The following is a 19,644-nucleotide window of genomic DNA, read 5'->3' on the forward strand; positions in this document are numbered from 1 at the left end:
GAGACCTGCCGCTGTTAGGCCAACTTCGCGGGGTTTTGACAATCGCAAGAAGGTCTCGTGCGAGTCGCCAGACGGACTCCAATCTCAGATTTTGTCAATTCGCGTTTGATGTCGGATTCGACAGCGGTTAAATTGAACCCGAATCAGCTGATCCCTTGGGGGGCGAGGCGGGCATTCTCAAGTCAGACGCTCCGGTTTTGGCCGGCGTATGACAGGATGGCTTTGACGTTCCCCAACGGATCGTCCGATCCGGCGCTTGTCTGCGCCGAGTGAGTTCCAACGTGAAAGTGATGCGTATCGAACCAGCCGCTGGCCGAGCCGGCGATGGTACGTGGATCGATTCTGACCAAAAAGAACACGATGACCGCTTCCGCAGCGCTTCTCAGGGCCGATACAGTAAGCACGAGGCTTGCCTCGCGAGGTGATCTTACCAGCTTTCTCATGGAGCTTACGGCCGAAGTCGGCGGCGACAGCTACATGCTTGTCGCGATCGGGCACGGCGAAGTGAAGAACGATGCCCGCATCGTTGCCTCAAACTGGATATTCGACGCCATCGAACTTATCGGCAGGCGCCTGATCGCTTCATTGGCGCAAGGCCCGCTCACTGCTGTTCCGGGTAGCCGCCCATCGGCCTTGGTTACCGGCGAAGCGCCTTGCGCGCGTGACTTCCTGAGTGGTGAAGAAGCGACCCTGCTGGATGTGCTTGGCCACGGCGAGATCTACTCGCTGGCCCTGAACGTCGGGCGGCAGCGCTTTTTCATTTTGATGTCGGCAAGCCAGGCCGGCCAAATCGAGCAATCGGCGCTGATGAAGGCGCAGTTGAAATGCTGCTATGCCCTTTGTCAGGTTCCCCAACTCCTGGCAGACACGGCAGCCCAAGACCCGCTCTCCGATAGGGAGCGGGAGTGTCTGTTCTGGGTTTCTGAAGGCAAGACCACCGATGAAGTGGCCGTCATCCTTGGCGTGTCGTCCAATACGGTCAACAGCTACATTACCCATGCCATCCAGAAATTCTCGGCCAGCAACAGGGCCATGGCAATCGCGACAGCGATCAGGAGCGGCATAATTTGACGCGCCCCGCCGCCAGACAAGACGACGAAGCTTCCGTCAATGACCAACGGAACCCATTCGGGTCATCAACTGCTGGAGTGGAGGCGCGACAGGCGGTTTCCATCGCAGATGCCGTGCGACGCTGCCGGTGGATCGCTATCGATCTCAACGCAGCGTCTTTCGGACTTTTCATGGTCGGGCCTTCGCCGGATCGTCTCGTTCCATGTTTCGATTCCGCCTATCCAGATTTCGGCATTGGCAAGCTCATAGCGGCGCGCGATTGCGAAGAGATTGTTCGCCATGTCCGTTTGTCGACCCAGCCGCGCTGGTGGGTGAACGATTGCGGCGATGGGGCCATGCGCGCGAGGTTTGAAGCGCTTTCCTGGGCGGCGTCTACTGCACCTCTCGTGGATGCCAGTACGGGCCTTGCGTTTCCGGTTCATGCCGAGCGTGGACGTTGCGGACTGGTGGTATTTACGGGCGGCGAAATGACCTTGGAGCAGGACGCGCTCTACGACATCCACGCCCGCTGCTTTTCGTTGTTTTCCGCCGTTTCCCGCATTCGCCCCGGTGACACCGGTCTGACGCGTGCGATCTCCAGACGTGAGCTCGAATGTCTCAAATTGACGGCGAACGGATACACCAGTGAAGAGATCGCGGGGTTGCTGAAGCTTTCCGTGCATACCGCCAACCAGTATCTTACGCAGTCCGCGCAAAAATTGAATGCCGTCAGCCGCATGCAGGCGGTTGCCAAGGCCCTGAGGTTGGGACTTATCGAGTGATGGCGACTGCGGCGGTTCGCCGGATTCTCGCCTGATCGATTGCCGCTTGCAGCAAATCGGTATTGCGCCGCGGGTCCTCGTGGGGCTTCTCGAACGAAACGTAGTTCACGACCACTGAAGCTTCGTTTTCCATCAGCGTGAGTTGGAAATATATCGTTGCCCCCCGTGGGCGAAGTTCGAGATCCAGCACGATGCGTGGGCAGCCGCCCCAGTCGACATGTGCTTCCCCGCCATGGCCAAGCTTTAGCGTTCCCGGCATGAAGTAAAGTTCGGCCGCTGAATCCACCAGATCGGAAAGGCAGGCAAAGTGCTCGAGCCGGATGAATGCGATGTAGTCCGCAACGTCAACGAGCCTCAGTTCGCCAACCACCTCGCCAATTGCGTTGGCGACGATGCTTTCGCGGGTATCTGCATGCGGTTGCCTGTTCATGACACCTGCCGGCGCGAAGCCTTGTTCGAGTATACGATCCGCACCAACTCGGCGACGGCCTGATAGAATTGCGACGGGATCACGCTATCGACTGAAACTTGCTTGTACATGGAGCGCGCGAGCGCGACGTCCTCAAAGACTGGAATGTTGTGCTCGCGGGCGATCTCGCGGATGCGAAGCGCGACCAGATCCTGGCCCTTGGCCAGCACGACGGGCGCGGAATCCTCCTCGCGGACATATCTGAGCGCGATGGAAAAGTGCGTCGGGTTGGCGATGATCAGCGTTGCCTGCGGAACCGCCGCCATCATGCGCCGCCGCGCCCTGTCGCGCGCCACCGACCGGATGCGGGATTTGACAATCGGATCGCCTTCCGACTGCTTCATCTCGTCCTTCACTTCCTGCTTGCTCATCCTCAAGTCCTGCTTCCAGTGGAAGCGGGACCAGACGATGTCCGCTGCGGCGATGGCGCCCATGACGAAGACGATGGCAACCAGAATGTCGATGGTGAAGCTGCGGATGACCAGCCCGAACTGAACGGGGTTGGTGAACATGCCTTCCAATAGCCTTCGCGCGTCGTCGGACAGGGCGAGGACGAGCACCAGTATGGCGACGCCCACCTTGGCCAGCGATTTCAGGAATTCCACGAAACCCTGAACGCCAAACAGCCGCTTCCAACCTTGGGTGATCGAAATGCGTGACAGTTGCGGTGTGATCCGCTCGCCCACGAACTGGGGCATGTTCTGGAAAACCGAGGCGCCTACGCCGGCGACAACCAGAAGCACCAGCAGGCTGACGACAGCCCGGCCAATCTCCATCATCACGTCCTTGTAGAGCGCAATGACGTCGGCCTCGGTATTCATCGGCCATGCTTCGGGCTTTTCCAGGAACATCGACAGGAATACGCCCAGATCGACGACCGCGTCTTTTGCATAGAAGACGACATAAGCGAGAATGGCGACGAAGGAGGTGAAGATCGCGGTTTCCCTCGAGTGGGGCAGCTTGCCCTTTTCGACGGTGTCGCGGATCTTCTTCTCAGTAGCCTCTTCTGTTTTGGACTCTTTGTCCGGTGCGTCGGCCATGGCGGCTCAACCGTCAGGCAGCTTCGGCCGTCTGCGCTCCAGGAAGGTCGAACGCGCCTTCGCGAGACAACCGCACGGTAGAAGACGAAATCGACTTGCGTGCATCCAGGATGTCGGCCAGCGCGATGCCTTCCGATCCTTGCGCAAGTTCCGACTCGATCATGCGGCGTGCGCGTGCGCCGATTGAAGACAGGACGGACTCCGTGAGATCTGCGGGGGCGCCGCGCAGCGCCATGGTTATCAGCTCGGTCGACAGGCCGTCAAAAATGAGCACGCGCGCTTTTTGGGTGAGAAGCGGGATGTCGTCGAACGAGAAGACGCGGGCCTTGACGCCGGCGAGATCGGGTGTGCCGGCTGCTTCCAGGTCCTGCATGATTTCATCGAGCTGGGACTTGTCCATCTCGTTAAGGACGCTGGCGACGCGAGCCTGTCCTGCCGACGTGTCCTTTGTCGCGGAACTGTCGAGCAGCCGGTTGCGAAGCTGGTTCTCGATGATCCTCGTTGCCATGGGCGGTGCGCTCGACATGGTGACCATGCGCTTCATGATTTCGCTGCGCAGCGGCTTTTCCAGTGTCAGAAGCACGTTGGCCGCTGTCTGCGGCGACAGTTTCGCCAACACCATTGCCGATGTCTGGGCATGCTCGCCCGAAAGGAAGGTGCCAAGCCGCTGCGGCTCCAGCTTCTCGACTTCCGGCCAGATCGGAAGCGGAGCGTCTTCGGCGACTTCTTCCTGCCTGCCGTTCATGATGGCGCTGACTTCTTCCGGCGAGAGGGATTCGCTCAAGATGGTGTCCATCTTGTCGGCTGAATCCAGGAGGCCGGCTCCCTCGGTGAACTCGGCCTCGAACTCGGCGACGATACGCTCCAGGTCGGCTTGCGGAATTGTGCGCAGCAGGCGAGCCGCCTCGATCAGGGCCTTGAGCTCTTCCTGCTTGAAGAATTTGAGCAGCCGACTGGCCGATGGCTTGCCCATGGCGACGAGGATCGCGGCAGCCTTTTGCGGGCGCGTCAGCGTCATTGCCGTCGTCATGGCCTATCTCCCTTGCCGCGAACTGTGCCGGCGACGACTATAGCCATCAGGCGCTCTTGGTGGTTGCGATTATTTCGGTGAGGCGAATGCCGAAGCGCGAGGAATCGCTTTCCAGGACGGTGATTTCGCCCCGCGCGATCTTTCGTCCATTGACGACGACGTCGACCGGTTCGCCGATGCGGCGATCCAGCGCCACGGTGGAGCCTTTCTGCAGAGCCATGAGTTCGGACACGGGCATTTCCGTCGTTCCGAGCACGATCTGAACATCGACTGGAATGTCCATGATGATGTTCGTATTGGCGCCACCCGTATGCTGTGGCGCACCGCTTGGTCGCTTCTCTTCCTGCTGGAGGACGCCGCGCAATTCCTCGATGGCGCGGTCGAGCTCTTCGTTCGGCTGATCGGCTTGAATTTCCGCGTTTGCCTGGCTCATTGCCTCGTCTCCCAAAATTCTATGAATGCCAGCGGCGATCAGCCCGGCATAAGTCCGTCGATGAAATCCTGGCCGGCGTCGTAAGTGTGCTTGACGCGGACCGTGTAGTTGTTTCCCAGCTTGCCGAATTCGCAGACGAACAGTGTCTTGTCGCGTGCCGACAGCTTCGCATGTGCCTGTGCGGTTTCCTCGATCTCAAGAACGTCACCTGTGCGCAGGCCCGCAAGTTGGCCAAGAGTCAGCTTGGCCAAGGGCATTGTAGCCTCCAGCGAAATCGTCGAGCGCATCACTTCGTCTGAGAAATGGGCATGCCACTCCGATACGTCGCCGGCCTCGATATCCGCGCTGTTTCGGGCCAGAAGCACACGTTGCGGAATGATGACTGTTACGGTGCCGGTATCCGTTGGGGTTGAAAGGCCAAATACGATCCCTACGGCAGCGCCATCACGCAGAACCCGCCGCTTGGCCTCCAGGCCTGCCATGGCCCGGGGTACGGGAAGCCGCAGATCGAGCGAACGCCTGCCTGTCCCGTTGAGGATCTGGGCGATTTCCTGGAACACCAGCGTGGCGACCTCGATCTCGATCTCGGAGAGGTCACGATCGATTGGTGATACGGATTCATCGGGGTCGCCTCCGAAAAGGGAGCAGACCATGACTGTAACCGCTGAGCCATCCATGACCATGGTCATCGCGTCAGACGAAATCGACGAGGCGACGACCGTCATGGCGAAAGTGTCGCCGACGCCTGATCGTGCATCGGCAACTCGTGCGACTTCGACTGCCTGAAGGTCTGCGGTAACGGGAGCGCCAATCTCGCCGGCAAGGCGCTTGTTGATCAGGGGCAGGGCGCGCTCGGCCATGGAGCGTCCGGCGCCGATCACCTGCGAACTGTCGCCGCTGTCACCGACAAGACGCTCGATAATCAGGGAGCGGGCTTCAGCCGGCGTGCCCGGACTGGTCATGAGGCCACCTCGCTCACCGTCATGGCTCGCATCGCTCAGGCTGCCTTCTTGTCTGCCGCGCCGGCGTTCATCGTGCTTTGCTCGACTGCATCGATGGAAGGCCGGTCGTGCGACGAGATGGTCTTGCGGCCGAATTCGATGGCTACCTGCGGCAACGACCCGTTCATGTAGGCCAGCAAGGTCTGTTTGACGATGACGTAGAGACGGTTCTTCTTTTCGCGGACAGTCTTGATCTTGGTCGCGATCGGTCCAACCACGGCATAGGAAAGGAAGATGCCAAGGAAGGTTCCGACGAGCGCGGCGCCAATAAGGCCGCCTAGAATTTCCGGCGACTGGTCAAGAGCACCCATGGCCTTGACGACGCCCAGCACGGCCGCGACGATGCCCAGCGCAGGCAGCCCGTCACCCACCGCCACCATGGCATGATAGGCCTTGAGCTTGTCGGCGCGAATGGTGTGGATTTCCTCATCCATCAATGCCTCGATCTCGTGCGAGCGGGCATTGCCGATGATGATGATGCGGCAGTAGTCGCAGATGAAGTTGGTCAAGTCCTTGTTCTTCAGAACGGTCGGGAAAGCCTGGAAGATGGCGGACTCGCCCGGATTGTCGATATGAGCCTCGACCTCGCTGCGCGACTTCGAGCGCAGTTCGCGCATCAGGCTGTGCAACACGCCGAGCGTCTCGAGGTAATCGCGTTCCTTCGGAACGGCCTGCTTGAATGCTTCGACGATGCCCTTGCCGGTATCCTTGACGGTTTTCATCGGATTGGCGACGAGGAAGGTGCCAAGCGCAGCACCGCCAATGATGACCAGTTCCCAAGGTTGCATGAGTACATGCAGGTGACCGCCCATGGCCATGAAGCCGCCGAGGACACAACCCAGCGTGACCACCAATCCGATCAGAATTCCCACGGTCAGTCCTTCCGCACATCACATCAGACACACCAGATAGCGCGCGTGGCTTGTGTGAAGCTTTCAGCGTTGGAGGGTGATTCAGTTTCGCGCAAGGAAACAACGCTATCTTGGGTGATAGCTTCGGCTGGAGGCCTGTCGTGTTAAGCACTTTTGTCAGCTACCAGCTGATCGCGCGAGATATTCCCAAGGCGATCGACCAGATCGAGCGCCAGCCCGTGGTGGATCGCGAAACCAAGTACTATCTCGACAATATCACCAAGGTGAAATCGATCGACGAGTTCGTAAAGAACGATCGTCTGTTCAAATACGCCATGAAGGCATTCGGCCTGAAGGACATGGACTACGCCAAGGCCTTCATGGTCAAGGCGCTGAAAGAGGGTGTCACCGACCCTGACAGCTTCGCCAACAAGCTCACCGACAAGCGCTACGCGGACTTCGTCAACGCCTTCAATTTTGCCAAGCTTGGCGATACCGCCACCATCTACAACAAGGCGCAGCAGGCGACCACCGGCAACTACATCCTGCAGATCCAGATCGGCCCATCGCAGGATGGTGTCAGCTACTACAAGTCCGAAACGTCCTACTACCTCTCCAATATCTCGAACGTGAAATCGGTCGATGATCTGATGGCGGACGACCGGCTGCTGACCTATGCGATGGCAGCTTTCGGGCTGGACGCGGAAACCGAACCACCGGCGCGCATTCGCCAGATGCTGGAGGGTGGGGTGACCGATCCCAACAGCCCCGCCAATACATTTCCAAACAAGAAATATGCGGACTTCGTGTCGGCGTTCGATTTCGTGAAATATGGCGACCAGGCGACCTCGCGCGATCCGGTCCAGAAGGCTGTTCCCGCTGACTATATGGCAGGTACGGGCCTGGCGCTGATAAAGCCGAACTCTGACTACATCAGTGCAGAGGTCAAGTATTACAACGACAACATTTCGCAGGTGAAGTCGATCGATGACCTCTTGGCCAACAAGCGGCTCTTGACTGTGGCGCTCGCCGCATACGGTCTCGATGCAGCCAGTGAAACGCCTGCCCGTATCAAGGAAATGTTGCAAGGTGGCGTGAGCGATCCCAATAGCCCCGCGAACAAGCTGACAGACAAGAGCTATGCCGCCTTCGTCTCGGCTTTCGATTTTGCAGAATACGGCACCTCGACCACGTCCCGGGCGGAAGTGAAGCAGCAAACGCCAAACTTCTATTCGGTCAAATCCGGGTTGGGGCTCGTCCCGCCTACGGTCGAATATGTGAAGAACGAAACCGCCTACTATCTCGCCAACATCGGGTCCGTGCGTTCCATCGACGATCTGATGGCGAACTCCCGGCTCTACAACTACGCGCTGGCTTCCTACGGGCTCGACCCGTCGACCCAGGACAAGGATACGATCCGCAAGGTTCTGGAAGGCGGCGTCAGCGATCCGCAAAGCCTTGCCAACACCATGGAAGACAAGCGCTACGCAGCCTTTGCCACGGCCTTCGATTTTGAAGCTTATGGCGAGAACGCGACGACCTACAATTCCGCCCAGCAACCGGTCGTCGACAAATATATGCGGCAGACGCTGGAAGAGGACGCAGGCAAGAACAATGAGGGTGTGCGGCTGGCGCTTTATTTCCAGCGCAAGGCGCCAACATTGACTAACTGGTATGAGGTGCTTGCCGACAAGGCCTTGGCCAGTGTGGTGCGCACCGCCTTTTCGCTGCCGGATTCATTTGCGTCGGCGGATATCGACAAACAGGTGAAGCTGTTTGAATCCAAGTTCGATATCGCGGACTTTGCCGATCCGGCCAAGTTGGCCAAGTTCATCACCCGTTTCACCAGCATGTATGAAATCGCCAATCCGACGTCGAGTGCGCAGAGCTCTGTCGGCGTGCTCTTTGCCCAACCGACAACCATCGGCGTCTCTACCGATCTGCTGATGGCCATGCAAAAGCTGAGGTACTAAAGGCCGTGCAGGATAGCCTCTACGTCGCCCTTTCATCACAGATTGCGCTCGAACGGCGATTGAACACCATTGCCGACAATGTCGCCAATGCCTCGACATTGGGTTTCCGCGCTACAGGCGTGAAGTTCGAGGATGTGGTTTCGGGAGCCGGGGCCAAGTCGGTGTCGTTTACGTCGCCGGGGGATACATTTCTTTCGGGCGCGCATGGCGGCGTCCAGCAGACCGGCAATCCGTTCGACTTTGCCATTCAAGGCGATGCCTGGTTTGGTATCGAAACGCCCGCCGGAACGGTCATGACCCGTGACGGTCGCTTTTCGATGAACGACCTTGGTGAACTTGTTTCAGTTGAAGGCTATCCTGTGCTTGATGCCGGCGGCGCGCCGATCCAGCTCGACCCGCGCGGCGGGCCGCCAAAGGCGGGTGCCGACGGCTCGCTGCGGCAAGGCGAACAACTTGCCGGAGCCATTGGCCTGTTTAGCTTCGATCCCGGGCCGAATTTCGTTCGCTACGGCAATTCCGGCGTGGTGCCGCCGGTGCCGCCGCAGCCGGTGACCGATCGCCGCGATGTTGGCGTCGCGCAAGGCTATGTCGAGCAGTCCAACGTCAATCCCGTGCTGGAAATGACCCGGCTGATCCAGGTTCAGCGCGCCTTCGAAAACATTTCGGCCATGATGCGCCAGAACAGTTCGTCGATGGATGAAGCGATCAAGACCCTCGGCTCGAAATAGCAAGCCAATCTGAATGTCGCATGAGCAACACATGATCAGGGTTTCGGAGCAGGTGCCGGGACCGGCGCATGAGACCTCCCTGGTGGTGCTCGAACGCATTTGGCAACGCTTCAGCGATGAGCAGTCCATGCTCAAGCGTGGCGGCAGGATCGCCGAGGTGTCCGCGACCCACTACAAGGTGCGGGGACTTTCCAATACGGCCCGATTGGGTGACCTCGTAGAGCATCGCGGCAGGTCGGGCAACAGCCGTGGCGAGATCGTGCATATTGCGCATGATGAAGTGGTGGTTGCCCCGTTTGACCGCAGCGTCGATGCCGGCATCGGGGACGCCGTGTTCCGGCGTGGCCCTTTGACGGTCGTGCCGCATCCGTCGTGGCGGGGCAGGGCGATCGATGCCCTGGCGCGGCCGATCGACGGTGGGCCTTTCCTTCTACGGGGCAGCGGCGAAACCGGGCGAACAGACAAGACGCCGAGTGCGATGGCACGTCAGCGTGTCGGCACAAGCTTCCACACCGGCGTCAAGGTGATCGACATCTTCACGCCGCTCTGCTTCGGGCAACGCCTTGGCGTCTTTGCCGGATCGGGCGTTGGCAAGTCGACGCTGCTGGCGATGCTGGCAGGCGCGGATGCCTTCGATACGGTCGTGGTTGCCCTTGTCGGCGAGCGTGGTCGCGAAGTTCGCGAGTTTCTCGAAGACACCATCGGTGCGAGTATGGCCAAGACGGTCGCGGTTGTCGCTACCAGCGACGAAAGCGCGATGATGCGCCGCCGTGCTCCTGATACTGCCATGCGCGTCGCCGAGCATTTCCGTGACCAGGGCGACCGGGTTCTGCTCATCCTCGATTCCATCACCCGATTTGCCCACGCCCTGCGCGAAGTGGCAACGGGAACCGGCGAACCTCCGGTTGCGCGCGGATATCCGGCTTCTGTGTTTACCGATCTGCCGAAACTCCTTGAACGGGCGGGGCCGGGGCTGGAAGGCGCTGGCTCGATTACGGCCGTCATTTCCGTGCTTGTCGATGGCGACGACCACAACGACCCTGTCGCGGATTCGGTCCGTGGCATTCTTGACGGCCATGTCGTGCTCGACCGCACCATAGCCGAACAGGGACGTTACCCTCCCGTCAATCCGCTCGCCTCGATCTCGCGCCTGGCCGGCAAGGCATGGAGCGCGGAACAGCGCGCGCTGGTGACGCAATTGAAAGTAATGATCTCGCGCTTTGAAGATACGCGCGATATCCGATTGCTTGGCGCATACCAGGGCGGGGCAGATGCAGAACTAGACATGGCCGTTCGGCAGGTGCCTCTCATCTATCAGGCGTTGACGCAGTCACCGTTGGACAGAGCCTCGCCCGATGCCTTCGCCGATCTCGCACGTCACCTGAAGGTCAGCCAGAATGTCGAACCCGCCAACTGAGCGGCAGCAAACCGAGACCCTGCTGAACAACCTTCTGGCCAAGGCGCGGGCAGAGGAGGAAGCGGAGGCTGCTCGAAATTCCCTGCTGTCGGGATTGTTCAACAAGCCGAAAGCAAGCCCGGCCAAGAGCAAGCTCGCTGCGTCAGGAAATGTCGAGTGGCCAGCACCGCCGCAAGCACCGTTTCCCAGAATTGAAAAGGCGGATCGCCGCAGCGATTTTGTCGTGGCGGCGCTTGGCGTAACGCTAAGCCTCATCTGCGCGCTGTTTCCCTGGTATATCTTTTTCAACCAGGAACAATTTGGTGTCCAAGCCATCAAGTTTGGCGGCAAGGGAGAGAATGCCGGGCGACTGGTTACGGAATCAATTTCCGGTTCTGACCTGACCCCGATTGGTATCCGGGAAATGTCCAAGAACCTCGATCTTTTTACAACGGGCAACGTTCCCGACGAGATGCAAAAAGAGGCTCCGGGTGCCCAGCCGTTTCCGGGAGACGCGATTGCCTTCAGGCTGATACATATTGCCAATGGTAGGGCGATGATCGAGGACAATACCGGCCTTTGGATCGTTCAGAACGGCTCCAAATTGCCGGATTCAAGCCGGGTAGCGTCCATCGAGCAGCGCAGCGGCAAGTGGGTGCTGGTTACCAGCACCAACAAGGTGTTCGAGATTTCCAACTGAGACGAAACGCTGGTGCAACCTCGCTCAGTGGCAGACAAACCTACTCTGCAGCCACTGCAAGAGGATGGCTGACCTCGGCGCTACCCGGTTCGAGCGTTTCGTTGTCCGCTTTGGCCAAACGGTTCTTCGGTTCGCGACCGAAGAACAGCGCATAGCCTGCGGGCAGGACGAGGATGGTCAGAACTGTCGCAACCAGAATGCCGCCCATCATTGAGTAGGCCAGCGGCCCCCAGAACACGCCGCGCGAGATCGGGATCAATGCCAGCACCGCCGTCATGGCCGTCAGCATGATCGGCCGGAAGCGGCTGACTGCCGCGCCGATGATCGCTTCCTTGCGCTCAATGCCGGCGGCGATGTTCTGGTCGATCTGGTCGACGAGGATAATCGAGTTGCGCATGATGATGCCGAGCAATGCGATGACGCCGAGGATAGCGACGAAGCCGAAGGGCGCGCCGCTGATCAACAGCGCCACCGCCGCGCCGATGATGCCGAGCGGACCGGTTGCCAGCACCAGCATCGACTTGCCGAAGTGCTGGAGCTGCACCATCAGCAACAGCACAATGATGACCAGCATGATCGGCGCCTTGGCTGCGATCGAGGCTTGGCTCTCGGCTGAATCCTCGGCACCGCCCTGTATCTCGATCTTGTAACCCGTTGGCAGGCCGGCGCGAAGGTCGGTCATTTCGCTGTACAGCTTTGTGACGACATCATTCGACTGAACGCCGTCCGGCAGCGTCGCCCGCACCGATATCGTCGGCAGTCGGTCGCGCCGCCATTCGATGCCTTGCTCGAGGACAGGTTCGACCTTGGCGATCTGCGAGACGGGCACGAAGCCGCCGAAATCGGTCGGCACATATACGGAGTTGACGGCTGACAGGAGCGAACGGTTGCCGTCCGGCTCTCGTGCCACAATCGACACTGTTTCTTCGCCGTCGCGGAAGCTATCCAGCGGCGCGCCCGACATGGCGGCTTGCAGCATCTGGCGCACGCGCTGTGAGGTCACGCCGAGCGCCCGAGCCCGGTCCTGATCTATGACCAGCTTCATCGCCGGGACCGGTTCCAGCCAGTCGTCGTGAACTGCGCTGAGCAGCGGATCGGCTGCAAAGCGCGCTTTGACCTGATCGGCGATGCGGCGCACTTCCTGCCGGTCCGGCCCCATCACGCGCATCTGCACCGGCCAGCCGGTCGGCGGGCCGAGGAATAACCTGTCGACCTTGGCGCGGATCGCCGGGAAATCCTCCGCGAGAATGGTGCGGAGTTTGACAATTAACCGTTCGCGTGCTGGCTCGTCATTGGCCATGACGAGAAGCTGCGCGAAATTCGGGTTTGCAAGTTGCTGGTCGAGCGGCAGGAAGAAGCGCGGCGCGCCTTCACCGATATAGGTGGCGATGAACTTCTTGTCGGGGTCGTCCATCATCTTCGCTTCGAGCGCCTTGGCCTCTTTCTCGACCTCCTTGATGGAGGTGCCTTCCGGCAGCCACAGGTCGACGAGGATTTCCGGGCGTTCGGACTGCGGGAAGAAGTTCTGCGGGATGAACTGGAACGACCACAGGCTGGCGGCGAATGTTACCAGCGTCAGCACCAGCACCATGATGCGGTGGCGCACCGCCCAACCGATGGTCGATCTGAGGCGGCGGTAGAAGCTGGTGTCGAAGACATCGTGATGCTCGCCGCCGGCATGACGGCGCTGCTTCAGGATCATGTAGCCCAGCCAGGGCGTAAAATAGACGGCCACGAACCATGACACGACCAGCGCGATGCCGACCACGTAAAACAGCGAGCGGACATATTCGCCGGCAGCAGAGGCGGCGAAACCGACGGGAATAAAGCCGGCGGTGGTGATGAGCGTGCCGGTCAGCATCGGAAAGGCGGTGGAGCTATAGGCAAAGCTCGCGGCATCGAGCTTTTCCAGCCCTTCTTCCAACTTGCGCTCCATCAGTTCAACCACGATCATCGCATCGTCGACCAAAAGGCCAAGCGCGATGATGAGAGCACCAAGCGAGATGCGCTGGAGGTCGATGCCAAGCTCGTACATGATGGCGAAGGTGGCGGCGAGCACCAGCGGAATGGCAATAGCGATAACGAGGCCCGAGCGCCAGCCGATGGACAGGAAAGAGACTGCGAGCACGATGACCAGTGCCTCACCTAGTGCGCGCATGAACTCGCCGATGGCGTCCGTCACCACATGCGGCTGGTTGGCGATCTGGTCCACCGCGACACCATAGGGCAGGGCGGCCTCGAAACGCTGGTAGGTTTCCTCGATCGCAGTTCCGACGTCGGTGACCTTGAAACCCTTCGCCATGACGACGCCGATCTGCACGCTGTCATGCCCGTCGAAGCGGAATTTTCGCTGTTCGGGGTCCTGCAGGCCGGTCGTGACGGCTGCGATGTCGCCCAGCCGGGTAACCTGATTGCCGGTGCGCAGACGCAATTCCTTGATGTCTTCGGCACGCTTGACGTCGCCCTCGACTGAAATGCGCACCGAGCGGGTGCCGGTATCGACGGCGCCGGCCGGATCGACGGTGTTCTGGCCCTTGAGGGCATTCTGCAAATCAACCAGCGTCAGCCCGCGTTCCGCGAGCGCCTTGGACGACACGTCGATGTAGATGACCTGCGGTTGGTCACCAATGATGACGGCCTTTTCGACGCCAGGCGTCGTCAACAGCATGTCGCGCGCCTGAATGGCGAATTGTTTGAGCTCGGGATAGCTGTAGCCGTCACCGCTGATGGAATGCAGGGTGATGAAGGTGTCGCCGAATTCATCGTTGAAGAAGGGGCCGAGCAGGCCCGACGGCAACTCGCTCCTGATATCACTGACCTTCTTGCGCACCTGGTAGAAGGCGTCCGCGACTTGTGCCGCGTCGGTATCGCCCTTGACCTGCACCATGATGATGGCGCTGCCGGCGCGTGAATAGGACTTCACGAAATCGAGGTGCGGCGTCTCTTGCAGCTTGCGCTCGATTTTGTTGACGACCTGGTCTTCCATGTCGGTCAGCGAAGCGCCGGGCCACACAGCCTGCACCACCATGACGCGGAAGGTGAAGTCCGGGTCCTCGCGCTGGCCCATGCGCATCAGGCCGAGCGCGCCGGCAACGATGATCAATCCAACCAGGAAGCGTGCGATGCTGGGATGGCCGATCGCCCAACGGGAAAGGTTGAACGGCTTCTTTTCGTCAGTCGAGGTCGTCATGACCGCCTCTTTTTATTGGTCGGTGAGGATGGGGTCAGCGCAGAGCGCTGGTTGCCTGCATGGCGACGGGTTGTTCCGTTTGCGAGACAGCCGCGTCCGGCAGCTTCACCTTCAGGCTCTCGGTCATGAACTGCGTACCGGCCGAGACGACGAGGTCACCCGGCTGCAATCCATCGGCAACACGCACACCGTCGGGCGTGAAGTCGGCAACGGTAATGGCGCGTGCATGCACGGTCGACGTATCGCGGTCAGCCACCCAGACGATAGGCTTGCCGTCCTTCTCGGCCAGCGCCTGCAGCGGAACAGATGCCAGCGGTTGCGCGGTGGCCACCGCTGCCTTGACAGTTGCCGTCATGCCGAGCAGCACGTTCGGATCGTCGGCAAGGCTGATGCGGACGGAGAAGGTCCGCGATTGCGGGTCTGCGCTGCCGGCAACTTCGCGTACCTTGCCGGCGAGCTGTAGTTGATCGTCGGTCCAGAAGCCGACCTTGACGGCCTGACCCTGCTTGAAATGAGAGATGTCGGTTTCCGGCACGGCGATCTGGATTTCCTTTTCGCCGTCAACGGCAACGGACGCGACCGGCGTGCCGGCACCCACGACTTGGCCGGTGTCGGCGGAAATCGCGGTGACGATGCCCTTCCTGTCGGCTTTCAGTTCGGTGTAGGCAACCTGGTTTTTCGCCTGCTGCAACGAAGAGGCAGCGGCATCGCGGGCGGCGATTGCCTGCTGGTATCCGAGCTGGGCTTCATCGACCTGTGCCTGCGAGGCAAACTTCTTGCCGAACAGTTCCTGCGCGCGGCCCTGCGTCAGCCGCACCGTCTCGACCTGCTTTTCGGCGGCCATCAGGTTGGCCTCGGCGGCGGTGACCCCAAGCGCGTAGTCGGTCGCATCGAGGCGCGCCAGCACATCGCCCGGATTCACCCTGTCGCCGACGTCGACGAGCCGCTCGACGATCTTGCCGGCGACGCGGAAACCCTGGTTCATCTCGGTGCGAGCCTTGACCGATCCCGAGTACTGCAGTTCGCGGGCGGCGTCTGCCTTGGCGATTTCCACCACCTTGACGGGGCGGACCGTGGCGACGGGTTCCGTCTTGGCCTCGCTGCAGGCAGACACCGAAAGGGCCGTAAGACCGAGCAGGCCGAGTGCCGCGAGAGAACGGGCAATGCTTCTGGATTCCTTGAACGAAAACATCGTTCACGCTCCTGCGTAGAGTTGATTTGGGTGAGGGCCGAGGCCGCTCTATTTCAAGGCCTTGATCGCGAAATCGACCAACTGTTCAGGGGTCGCGCGATTGTCTTTCATCAGGCACTGCGCCACCAGTTGCGGGTGGCAGAGCGTGGCAGTGCTGGCGCCAAAACAGCGTGCGGCTATTGCCGAATCCTGCTTGGCGAACTCACCTGCCTTGATGCCATCCTCGATGATATCGGCGTGGATTAGGTTCAGCTCGTCGATGTATTTGTCGATCACATGCCAATCACGCTCGATGGCAACGATCACCATCTCATGCACCTTCTGCTGATCCAGCATGGTTTCCACCGTCACCTTGTGCTGCTCCAGGATGCAGCGGCGCAGGCGCTCGGCAGCGGGCAGCGGCAGTGCGGCTATCGCGCGATGGAGGCTGATGGCTGCTGCCAACATGCGCCCGGCAATGGCCTGGTGGATTTGCTCCTTGGACGCAAAGAAACGGTAGACGTTGGCGGGCGACATGCCGAGATCGCGGGCGATGTCGGCGACGGTGGTCTTGCCGTAACCGTAGTGGCGAAACAGCCGCTCGGCCGCTTCGAGAATGCGCTCGACATTCTCCTGGCGCGTTGCATCCAGTGTGATTTCTTCCACGCTCATCGCCGACTATCCGAGTTTTGTAATCACTGACGATTTTCAATTTTCGTCATAATTAATTCGAAACTCGTTTCTCGTCAAGCCTTACCGGGAGGAACATGTTGGCAGACAACGCCAGCGCAGCCGCACGTTGTTGGAAGCTGCGGAACGCTAGTCGCTCGCAAAATGTGACGATTGCCGCAGGTGGGTGCTCTCCGCCTTTTCGCAGCACAAGCCGGAACTATGTTTGCGCGTGCAAGGTGCGGACAGGATGACCAACGGAGTTAGCCCGCGGGTAGCAGCTAAAAAACTCTCTGCGAGGCGATCCTTGCGCAACAATCGGGCGAAGCTGGAAACGGTCCCGCACGTGTTGGATGATATTACGGGCTTGGCTCCACCATGCCGGTTTGATGTTCTTGACCGCGCTCTTCAATGCAAAGTCGATGAGACAAAGACGATGGTCGTGCCAAGATCAAGGTCGAGGCTAGCCTGGCCCAATTTCTGCAAGAACACCGTAAGCCGCTAGGGGCTGCCGTGATGGTAGCGGAGGAGGGATTTGAACCCCCGACACAAGGATTATGATTCCTCTGCTCTAACCAACTGAGCTACTCCGCCCCGGTGCTCGACGTTCAAAAACTCACCAAAGCAGTGCTATTTTCGAACCCTTAGCCAAGGTCGCGCGGATATAAGGTTGCCATGCCGACCGTGTCAAGCGCGTAGGTGTTCGGTTTCCGTGGAAGCTGGCCGCGTTAATAGGGCATAGCGTTGACGCAGGCATTTCGTCGGGGTTGAGTTCGCAAAGACGCGCCGCTATGTGTCAGCCACGAAATTTTCGAGTCCACAATTGATGAAACCGCGTATTGCCGTCCTTGGATGCGGATACTGGGGCAGTAACCATATCCGCACTCTCAAGAGCCTCGGCGCGCTCTATGCTGTCTCCGATGTCAACGCCGCTCGTGCGGAAGGCTTTGCCAGCGAACAGGAATGCCTGGCGCTTGCGCCGGATGCGCTGTTCGAGCGAGAGGATATCGATGCCATCGTCATGGCTTTGCCGCCGCAGTTCCATGCCGAACTCTCCATCCGAGCGGTGCAGGCCGGCAAGGACGTGCTGGTCGAAAAGCCGATAGCGCTTACCGTTGCCGATGCCGAGCGCTCGGTGCAAGCGGCAAAGGACAACAAGCGCGTTTTCATGGTCGGACATGTGCTGCGTTTCCACCCCGCCTTCGAGAAGCTCAAGGCGCTTGTCGATGAAGGCGAACTGGGCGAGGTGCGCTATATCCATTCGCACCGCCTCGGGCTTGGCAAATTCCACACCGAGAACGATGCGCTCTGGGATCTTGCGCCGCATGACCTCTCGATGATCCTGGCCATCACCGGGGCCGAACCGGTGGAGGTTCATGGCGAGGGGGCTGCGACGCTCGATCACCTCAGCGACTTTGCCCACCTGCATATGCGCTTTCCGGGAAACCTGCGCGGCCACCTGTTTGCCTCTCGCCTGAATCCTTACCGGGAGAGGCGGCTGACGGTGGTCGGAACCAAGGCGATGGCTGTGTTCGACGATGTCGAACCATGGGAGCGCAAGCTTGCCGTCTATCATCATGCGGTCTGGCAGGACAGCGGACACTGGGCATTCACCGCCGACGAGCCGTCCTACGTGCCGGTCGGGCAGGGGATGCCGCTGACGCGCGAGCTGGAACATTTCATCCAGTGCATCGAGACGCGGGCCGAGCCGCGCACGGACGGCGAGGAAGCGATCAGGGTGCTGCGCGTCTTGACCGCCGGCACCGTGACCCACGGCCTGAAAGTCATTTAGCCGCTGAAATCAGCCTGCTGAAACGGGGGCGGTGCGTGCGCCGAGGCGCGACAGCATGGCTTCGGCTTCGGCACCGCGCTCCGAGCGGCCGATGAAGCCGCCGCCGAACACGCGCGCCTCATTGCCTTCGTCGGAATAAAGCACGCAGGCCTGGCCCGGTGCGACGCCGGACTCGCCGTCCACCAGTTCAACGAAGGTCGTGCCGTCCTTGTGGTGAAGCACCGCGGGGCGGGGCGGGCGCGTCGAGCGCACCTTGGCAAACAGTTCGAGGCCCTCCGGCGGGATATCGGCGAGTTCGCCGTCGCCGAGCCAGTTCATGTTGCGCAGATAGATCTTGTGCGTCTCCAGCGCCTCGCGCGGGCCGACGATGACGCGCGAGCGCTCGGCGTCGAGATAGACGACATAAAGCGGCTCGCCGGAGGCGACGCCGATGCCGCGGCGCTGGCCGATCGTGTAGCGCAATATGCCTTCATGGCGGCCCAGGATGCGGCCATCGATATGGACGATGTCGCCGGGGCTGGCGGCCGTCGGCTTCAGCTTTGCGATGATGTCGGAATATTTACCCTGCGGCACGAAGCAGATGTCCTGGCTGTCATGCTTGGCGGCAACCGTCAGGTTCATCTCCTCCGCCATCGCGCGCACGGCAGGCTTGGGCAGGCCGCCAAGGGGGAAGCGAAGATAATCGATCTGCGCCTGCGTGGTGGCGAACAGGAAATAGCTCTGGTCGCGGTCGGCATCAACAGGCCGGTAGAGCGCGCGGTGGGCGCCGTTGGCGCGGGAGCGGATGTAGTGGCCGGTGGCAAGCGCGTCGGCACCCAGTTCCTTGGCGGTGGCCAGAAGGTCGGCGAATTTCACCGTCTGATTGCACGACACGCAAGGGATCGGGGTCTCGCCGTGGACGTAGCTTTCCGCGAAGGGATCGATCACCGCCTTGCGGAAACGCTCCTCATAGTCGAGCACATAGTGCGGAATTCCGAGCGTTTCCGAGACGCGGCGCGCATCGTCGATGTCCTGGCCGGCGCAGCAGGAGCCTGCGCGGTGGACGGCTGCGCCATGGTCGTAGAGCTGCAGCGTCACGCCGACGACGTCATAGCCCTCGCGTTTCAGCAACCCGGCCACGACTGAGGAGTCGACGCCGCCTGACATGGCAACGACGACGCGCGTATCCTGCGGGCGTCCGGGAAGGTCCAGGCTGTTCATTCGATCATTCCAATTCATCCCGTGCCGGATATCGCGGCCGGGCCAATGCTGACAATATAGGTCAAGCTTTCGGGCAGCGCCAGATTCATGATTTCGGCGCGCAAATTCGGCTTCAAACCGGTTGTCGGGCATTTGAAACAAATGCCGGCGCAAAGCCTAACGCGACGTT

At 60.4% G+C, this 19,644-nt stretch carries 18 protein-coding genes and 1 tRNA gene; 7 read left to right on the top strand and 12 right to left on the bottom strand.

Annotated elements, in window-relative coordinates; genetic code table 11:
- Positions 1-360: 360 nt before the first annotated feature.
- A complete protein-coding gene (locus ACODTY_RS06740; protein ID WP_488993522.1) occupies positions 361-1,071 on the top strand; it encodes a helix-turn-helix transcriptional regulator in 711 nt (236 codons plus the stop codon).
- A 65-nt stretch (positions 1,072-1,136) separates the two neighbouring features.
- Here the strand turns inward: ACODTY_RS06740 and ACODTY_RS06745 are convergent, their stop codons facing one another.
- Positions 1,137-1,352, bottom strand: a complete 216-nt coding sequence (locus ACODTY_RS06745; RefSeq protein WP_488993523.1) for a hypothetical protein — start codon at positions 1,350-1,352, stop codon at positions 1,137-1,139.
- 54 nt (positions 1,353-1,406) lie between these two features.
- Between ACODTY_RS06745 and ACODTY_RS06750 the strand changes: the two genes are divergently transcribed.
- Complete coding sequence (locus tag ACODTY_RS06750) at positions 1,407-1,832, top strand: helix-turn-helix transcriptional regulator (RefSeq protein WP_488993524.1); 426 nt, start codon at positions 1,407-1,409, stop codon at positions 1,830-1,832.
- Here ACODTY_RS06750 and ACODTY_RS06755 read toward each other — a convergent pair.
- The 6 genes from ACODTY_RS06755 to motA are packed head-to-tail and all read right to left on the bottom strand — an operon-like array spanning position 1,822 to position 6,677.
- Positions 1,822-2,262, bottom strand: coding sequence for a hypothetical protein (locus tag ACODTY_RS06755; protein WP_488993525.1), 441 nt, complete (start codon positions 2,260-2,262; stop codon positions 1,822-1,824). The two genes, ACODTY_RS06750 and ACODTY_RS06755, sit on opposite strands and share 11 nt — an antisense overlap.
- Positions 2,259-3,341, bottom strand: coding sequence for a flagellar biosynthesis protein FlhB (flhB, locus tag ACODTY_RS06760; RefSeq protein WP_488993526.1), 1,083 nt, complete (start codon positions 3,339-3,341; stop codon positions 2,259-2,261). Before flhB ends, ACODTY_RS06755 begins: the two co-directional genes overlap by 4 nt.
- Before the next feature lie 13 nt (positions 3,342-3,354).
- Complete coding sequence (locus ACODTY_RS06765) at positions 3,355-4,371, bottom strand: flagellar motor switch protein FliG (protein ID WP_488993527.1); 1,017 nt, start codon at positions 4,369-4,371, stop codon at positions 3,355-3,357.
- Positions 4,372-4,417: 46 nt separating this feature from the next.
- Positions 4,418-4,804 carry a flagellar motor switch protein FliN gene (gene fliN / locus ACODTY_RS06770; protein ID WP_488993528.1) on the bottom strand — a complete coding sequence of 129 codons (387 nt, stop codon included), beginning with the start codon at positions 4,802-4,804 and terminating at the stop codon, positions 4,418-4,420.
- Between the two features lie 38 nt (positions 4,805-4,842).
- Positions 4,843-5,766: a FliM/FliN family flagellar motor switch protein gene (locus ACODTY_RS06775; RefSeq protein WP_488993529.1), complete on the bottom strand. Its 924-nt coding sequence runs from the start codon at positions 5,764-5,766 to the stop codon at positions 4,843-4,845.
- Between the two features lie 35 nt (positions 5,767-5,801).
- A complete protein-coding gene (gene motA / locus ACODTY_RS06780) occupies positions 5,802-6,677 on the bottom strand; it encodes a flagellar motor stator protein MotA (protein WP_488993530.1) in 876 nt (291 codons plus the stop codon).
- A gap of 140 nt (positions 6,678-6,817) precedes the next feature.
- Between motA and ACODTY_RS06785 the strand changes: the two genes are divergently transcribed.
- The 4 genes from ACODTY_RS06785 (at position 6,818) to ACODTY_RS06800 (ending at position 11,453) form a co-directional block, all read left to right on the top strand.
- Positions 6,818-8,629, top strand: a complete 1,812-nt coding sequence (locus ACODTY_RS06785) for a DUF1217 domain-containing protein (protein WP_488993531.1) — start codon at positions 6,818-6,820, stop codon at positions 8,627-8,629.
- Positions 8,630-8,634: 5 nt separating this feature from the next.
- Positions 8,635-9,357, top strand: coding sequence for a flagellar basal-body rod protein FlgF (gene flgF, locus ACODTY_RS06790; RefSeq protein WP_488993532.1), 723 nt, complete (start codon positions 8,635-8,637; stop codon positions 9,355-9,357).
- A 13-nt stretch (positions 9,358-9,370) separates the two neighbouring features.
- Positions 9,371-10,774 carry a flagellar protein export ATPase FliI gene (gene fliI / locus ACODTY_RS06795; RefSeq protein WP_488993533.1) on the top strand — a complete coding sequence of 468 codons (1,404 nt, stop codon included), beginning with the start codon at positions 9,371-9,373 and terminating at the stop codon, positions 10,772-10,774.
- A gap of 94 nt (positions 10,775-10,868) precedes the next feature.
- Complete coding sequence (locus ACODTY_RS06800) at positions 10,869-11,453, top strand: hypothetical protein (RefSeq protein ID WP_488993534.1); 585 nt, start codon at positions 10,869-10,871, stop codon at positions 11,451-11,453.
- 40 nt (positions 11,454-11,493) lie between these two features.
- On the opposite strand, the gene ACODTY_RS06805 is transcribed toward ACODTY_RS06800, so the two are convergent.
- The 4 genes from ACODTY_RS06805 to ACODTY_RS06820 all read right to left on the bottom strand — a co-directional run bounded on the left by ACODTY_RS06805 (position 11,494) and on the right by ACODTY_RS06820 (position 17,077).
- A complete protein-coding gene (locus ACODTY_RS06805) occupies positions 11,494-14,643 on the bottom strand; it encodes an efflux RND transporter permease subunit (protein ID WP_488993535.1) in 3,150 nt (1,049 codons plus the stop codon).
- Positions 14,644-14,677: 34 nt separating this feature from the next.
- Positions 14,678-15,835, bottom strand: a complete 1,158-nt coding sequence (locus tag ACODTY_RS06810; protein WP_488993536.1) for an efflux RND transporter periplasmic adaptor subunit — start codon at positions 15,833-15,835, stop codon at positions 14,678-14,680.
- Between the two features lie 48 nt (positions 15,836-15,883).
- Positions 15,884-16,486 (bottom strand): TetR/AcrR family transcriptional regulator, encoded by a 603-nt coding sequence (locus ACODTY_RS06815; RefSeq protein ID WP_488993537.1) that lies wholly within the window; start codon positions 16,484-16,486, stop codon positions 15,884-15,886.
- A 514-nt stretch (positions 16,487-17,000) separates the two neighbouring features.
- Positions 17,001-17,077: transfer RNA gene (locus ACODTY_RS06820), tRNA-Met, on the bottom strand.
- A 232-nt stretch (positions 17,078-17,309) separates the two neighbouring features.
- Here ACODTY_RS06820 and ACODTY_RS06825 point away from each other — a divergent pair.
- Entirely contained in the window at positions 17,310-18,275 is a 966-nt protein-coding gene (locus tag ACODTY_RS06825; RefSeq protein WP_488993538.1) for a Gfo/Idh/MocA family protein, read from the top strand.
- Between the two features lie 9 nt (positions 18,276-18,284).
- Here the strand turns inward: ACODTY_RS06825 and mnmA are convergent, their stop codons facing one another.
- Entirely contained in the window at positions 18,285-19,475 is a 1,191-nt protein-coding gene (mnmA, locus tag ACODTY_RS06830) for a tRNA 2-thiouridine(34) synthase MnmA (RefSeq protein WP_488993539.1), read from the bottom strand.
- Positions 19,476-19,644 lie beyond the last annotated feature (169 nt).

The sequence above is a fragment of the Mesorhizobium sp. FG116 genome (assembly GCF_057809835.1).

Bases quoted from the DNA above. Each gene is read 5' to 3' on its own strand.
- ACODTY_RS06805 (WP_488993535.1), bottom strand. From the start codon at position 14,643: ATGACGACCTCGACTGACGAAAAGAAGCCGTTCAACCTTTCCCGTTGG.
- ACODTY_RS06750 (WP_488993524.1), top strand. From the start codon at position 1,407: ATGCGCGCGAGGTTTGAAGCGCTTTCCTGGGCGGCGTCTACTGCACCT.
- ACODTY_RS06825 (WP_488993538.1), top strand. From the start codon at position 17,310: ATGAAACCGCGTATTGCCGTCCTTGGATGCGGATACTGGGGCAGTAAC.
- mnmA (WP_488993539.1), bottom strand. From the start codon at position 19,475: ATGAACAGCCTGGACCTTCCCGGACGCCCGCAGGATACGCGCGTCGTC.
- ACODTY_RS06775 (WP_488993529.1), bottom strand. From the start codon at position 5,766: ATGACCAGTCCGGGCACGCCGGCTGAAGCCCGCTCCCTGATTATCGAG.
- ACODTY_RS06740 (WP_488993522.1), top strand. From the start codon at position 361: ATGACCGCTTCCGCAGCGCTTCTCAGGGCCGATACAGTAAGCACGAGG.
- ACODTY_RS06755 (WP_488993525.1), bottom strand. From the start codon at position 2,262: ATGAACAGGCAACCGCATGCAGATACCCGCGAAAGCATCGTCGCCAAC.
- flhB (WP_488993526.1), bottom strand. From the start codon at position 3,341: ATGGCCGACGCACCGGACAAAGAGTCCAAAACAGAAGAGGCTACTGAG.
- ACODTY_RS06765 (WP_488993527.1), bottom strand. From the start codon at position 4,371: ATGACGACGGCAATGACGCTGACGCGCCCGCAAAAGGCTGCCGCGATC.
- ACODTY_RS06810 (WP_488993536.1), bottom strand. From the start codon at position 15,835: ATGTTTTCGTTCAAGGAATCCAGAAGCATTGCCCGTTCTCTCGCGGCA.
- ACODTY_RS06815 (WP_488993537.1), bottom strand. From the start codon at position 16,486: ATGAGCGTGGAAGAAATCACACTGGATGCAACGCGCCAGGAGAATGTC.
- fliI (WP_488993533.1), top strand. From the start codon at position 9,371: ATGTCGCATGAGCAACACATGATCAGGGTTTCGGAGCAGGTGCCGGGA.
- fliN (WP_488993528.1), bottom strand. From the start codon at position 4,804: ATGAGCCAGGCAAACGCGGAAATTCAAGCCGATCAGCCGAACGAAGAG.
- ACODTY_RS06745 (WP_488993523.1), bottom strand. From the start codon at position 1,352: ATGGCGAACAATCTCTTCGCAATCGCGCGCCGCTATGAGCTTGCCAAT.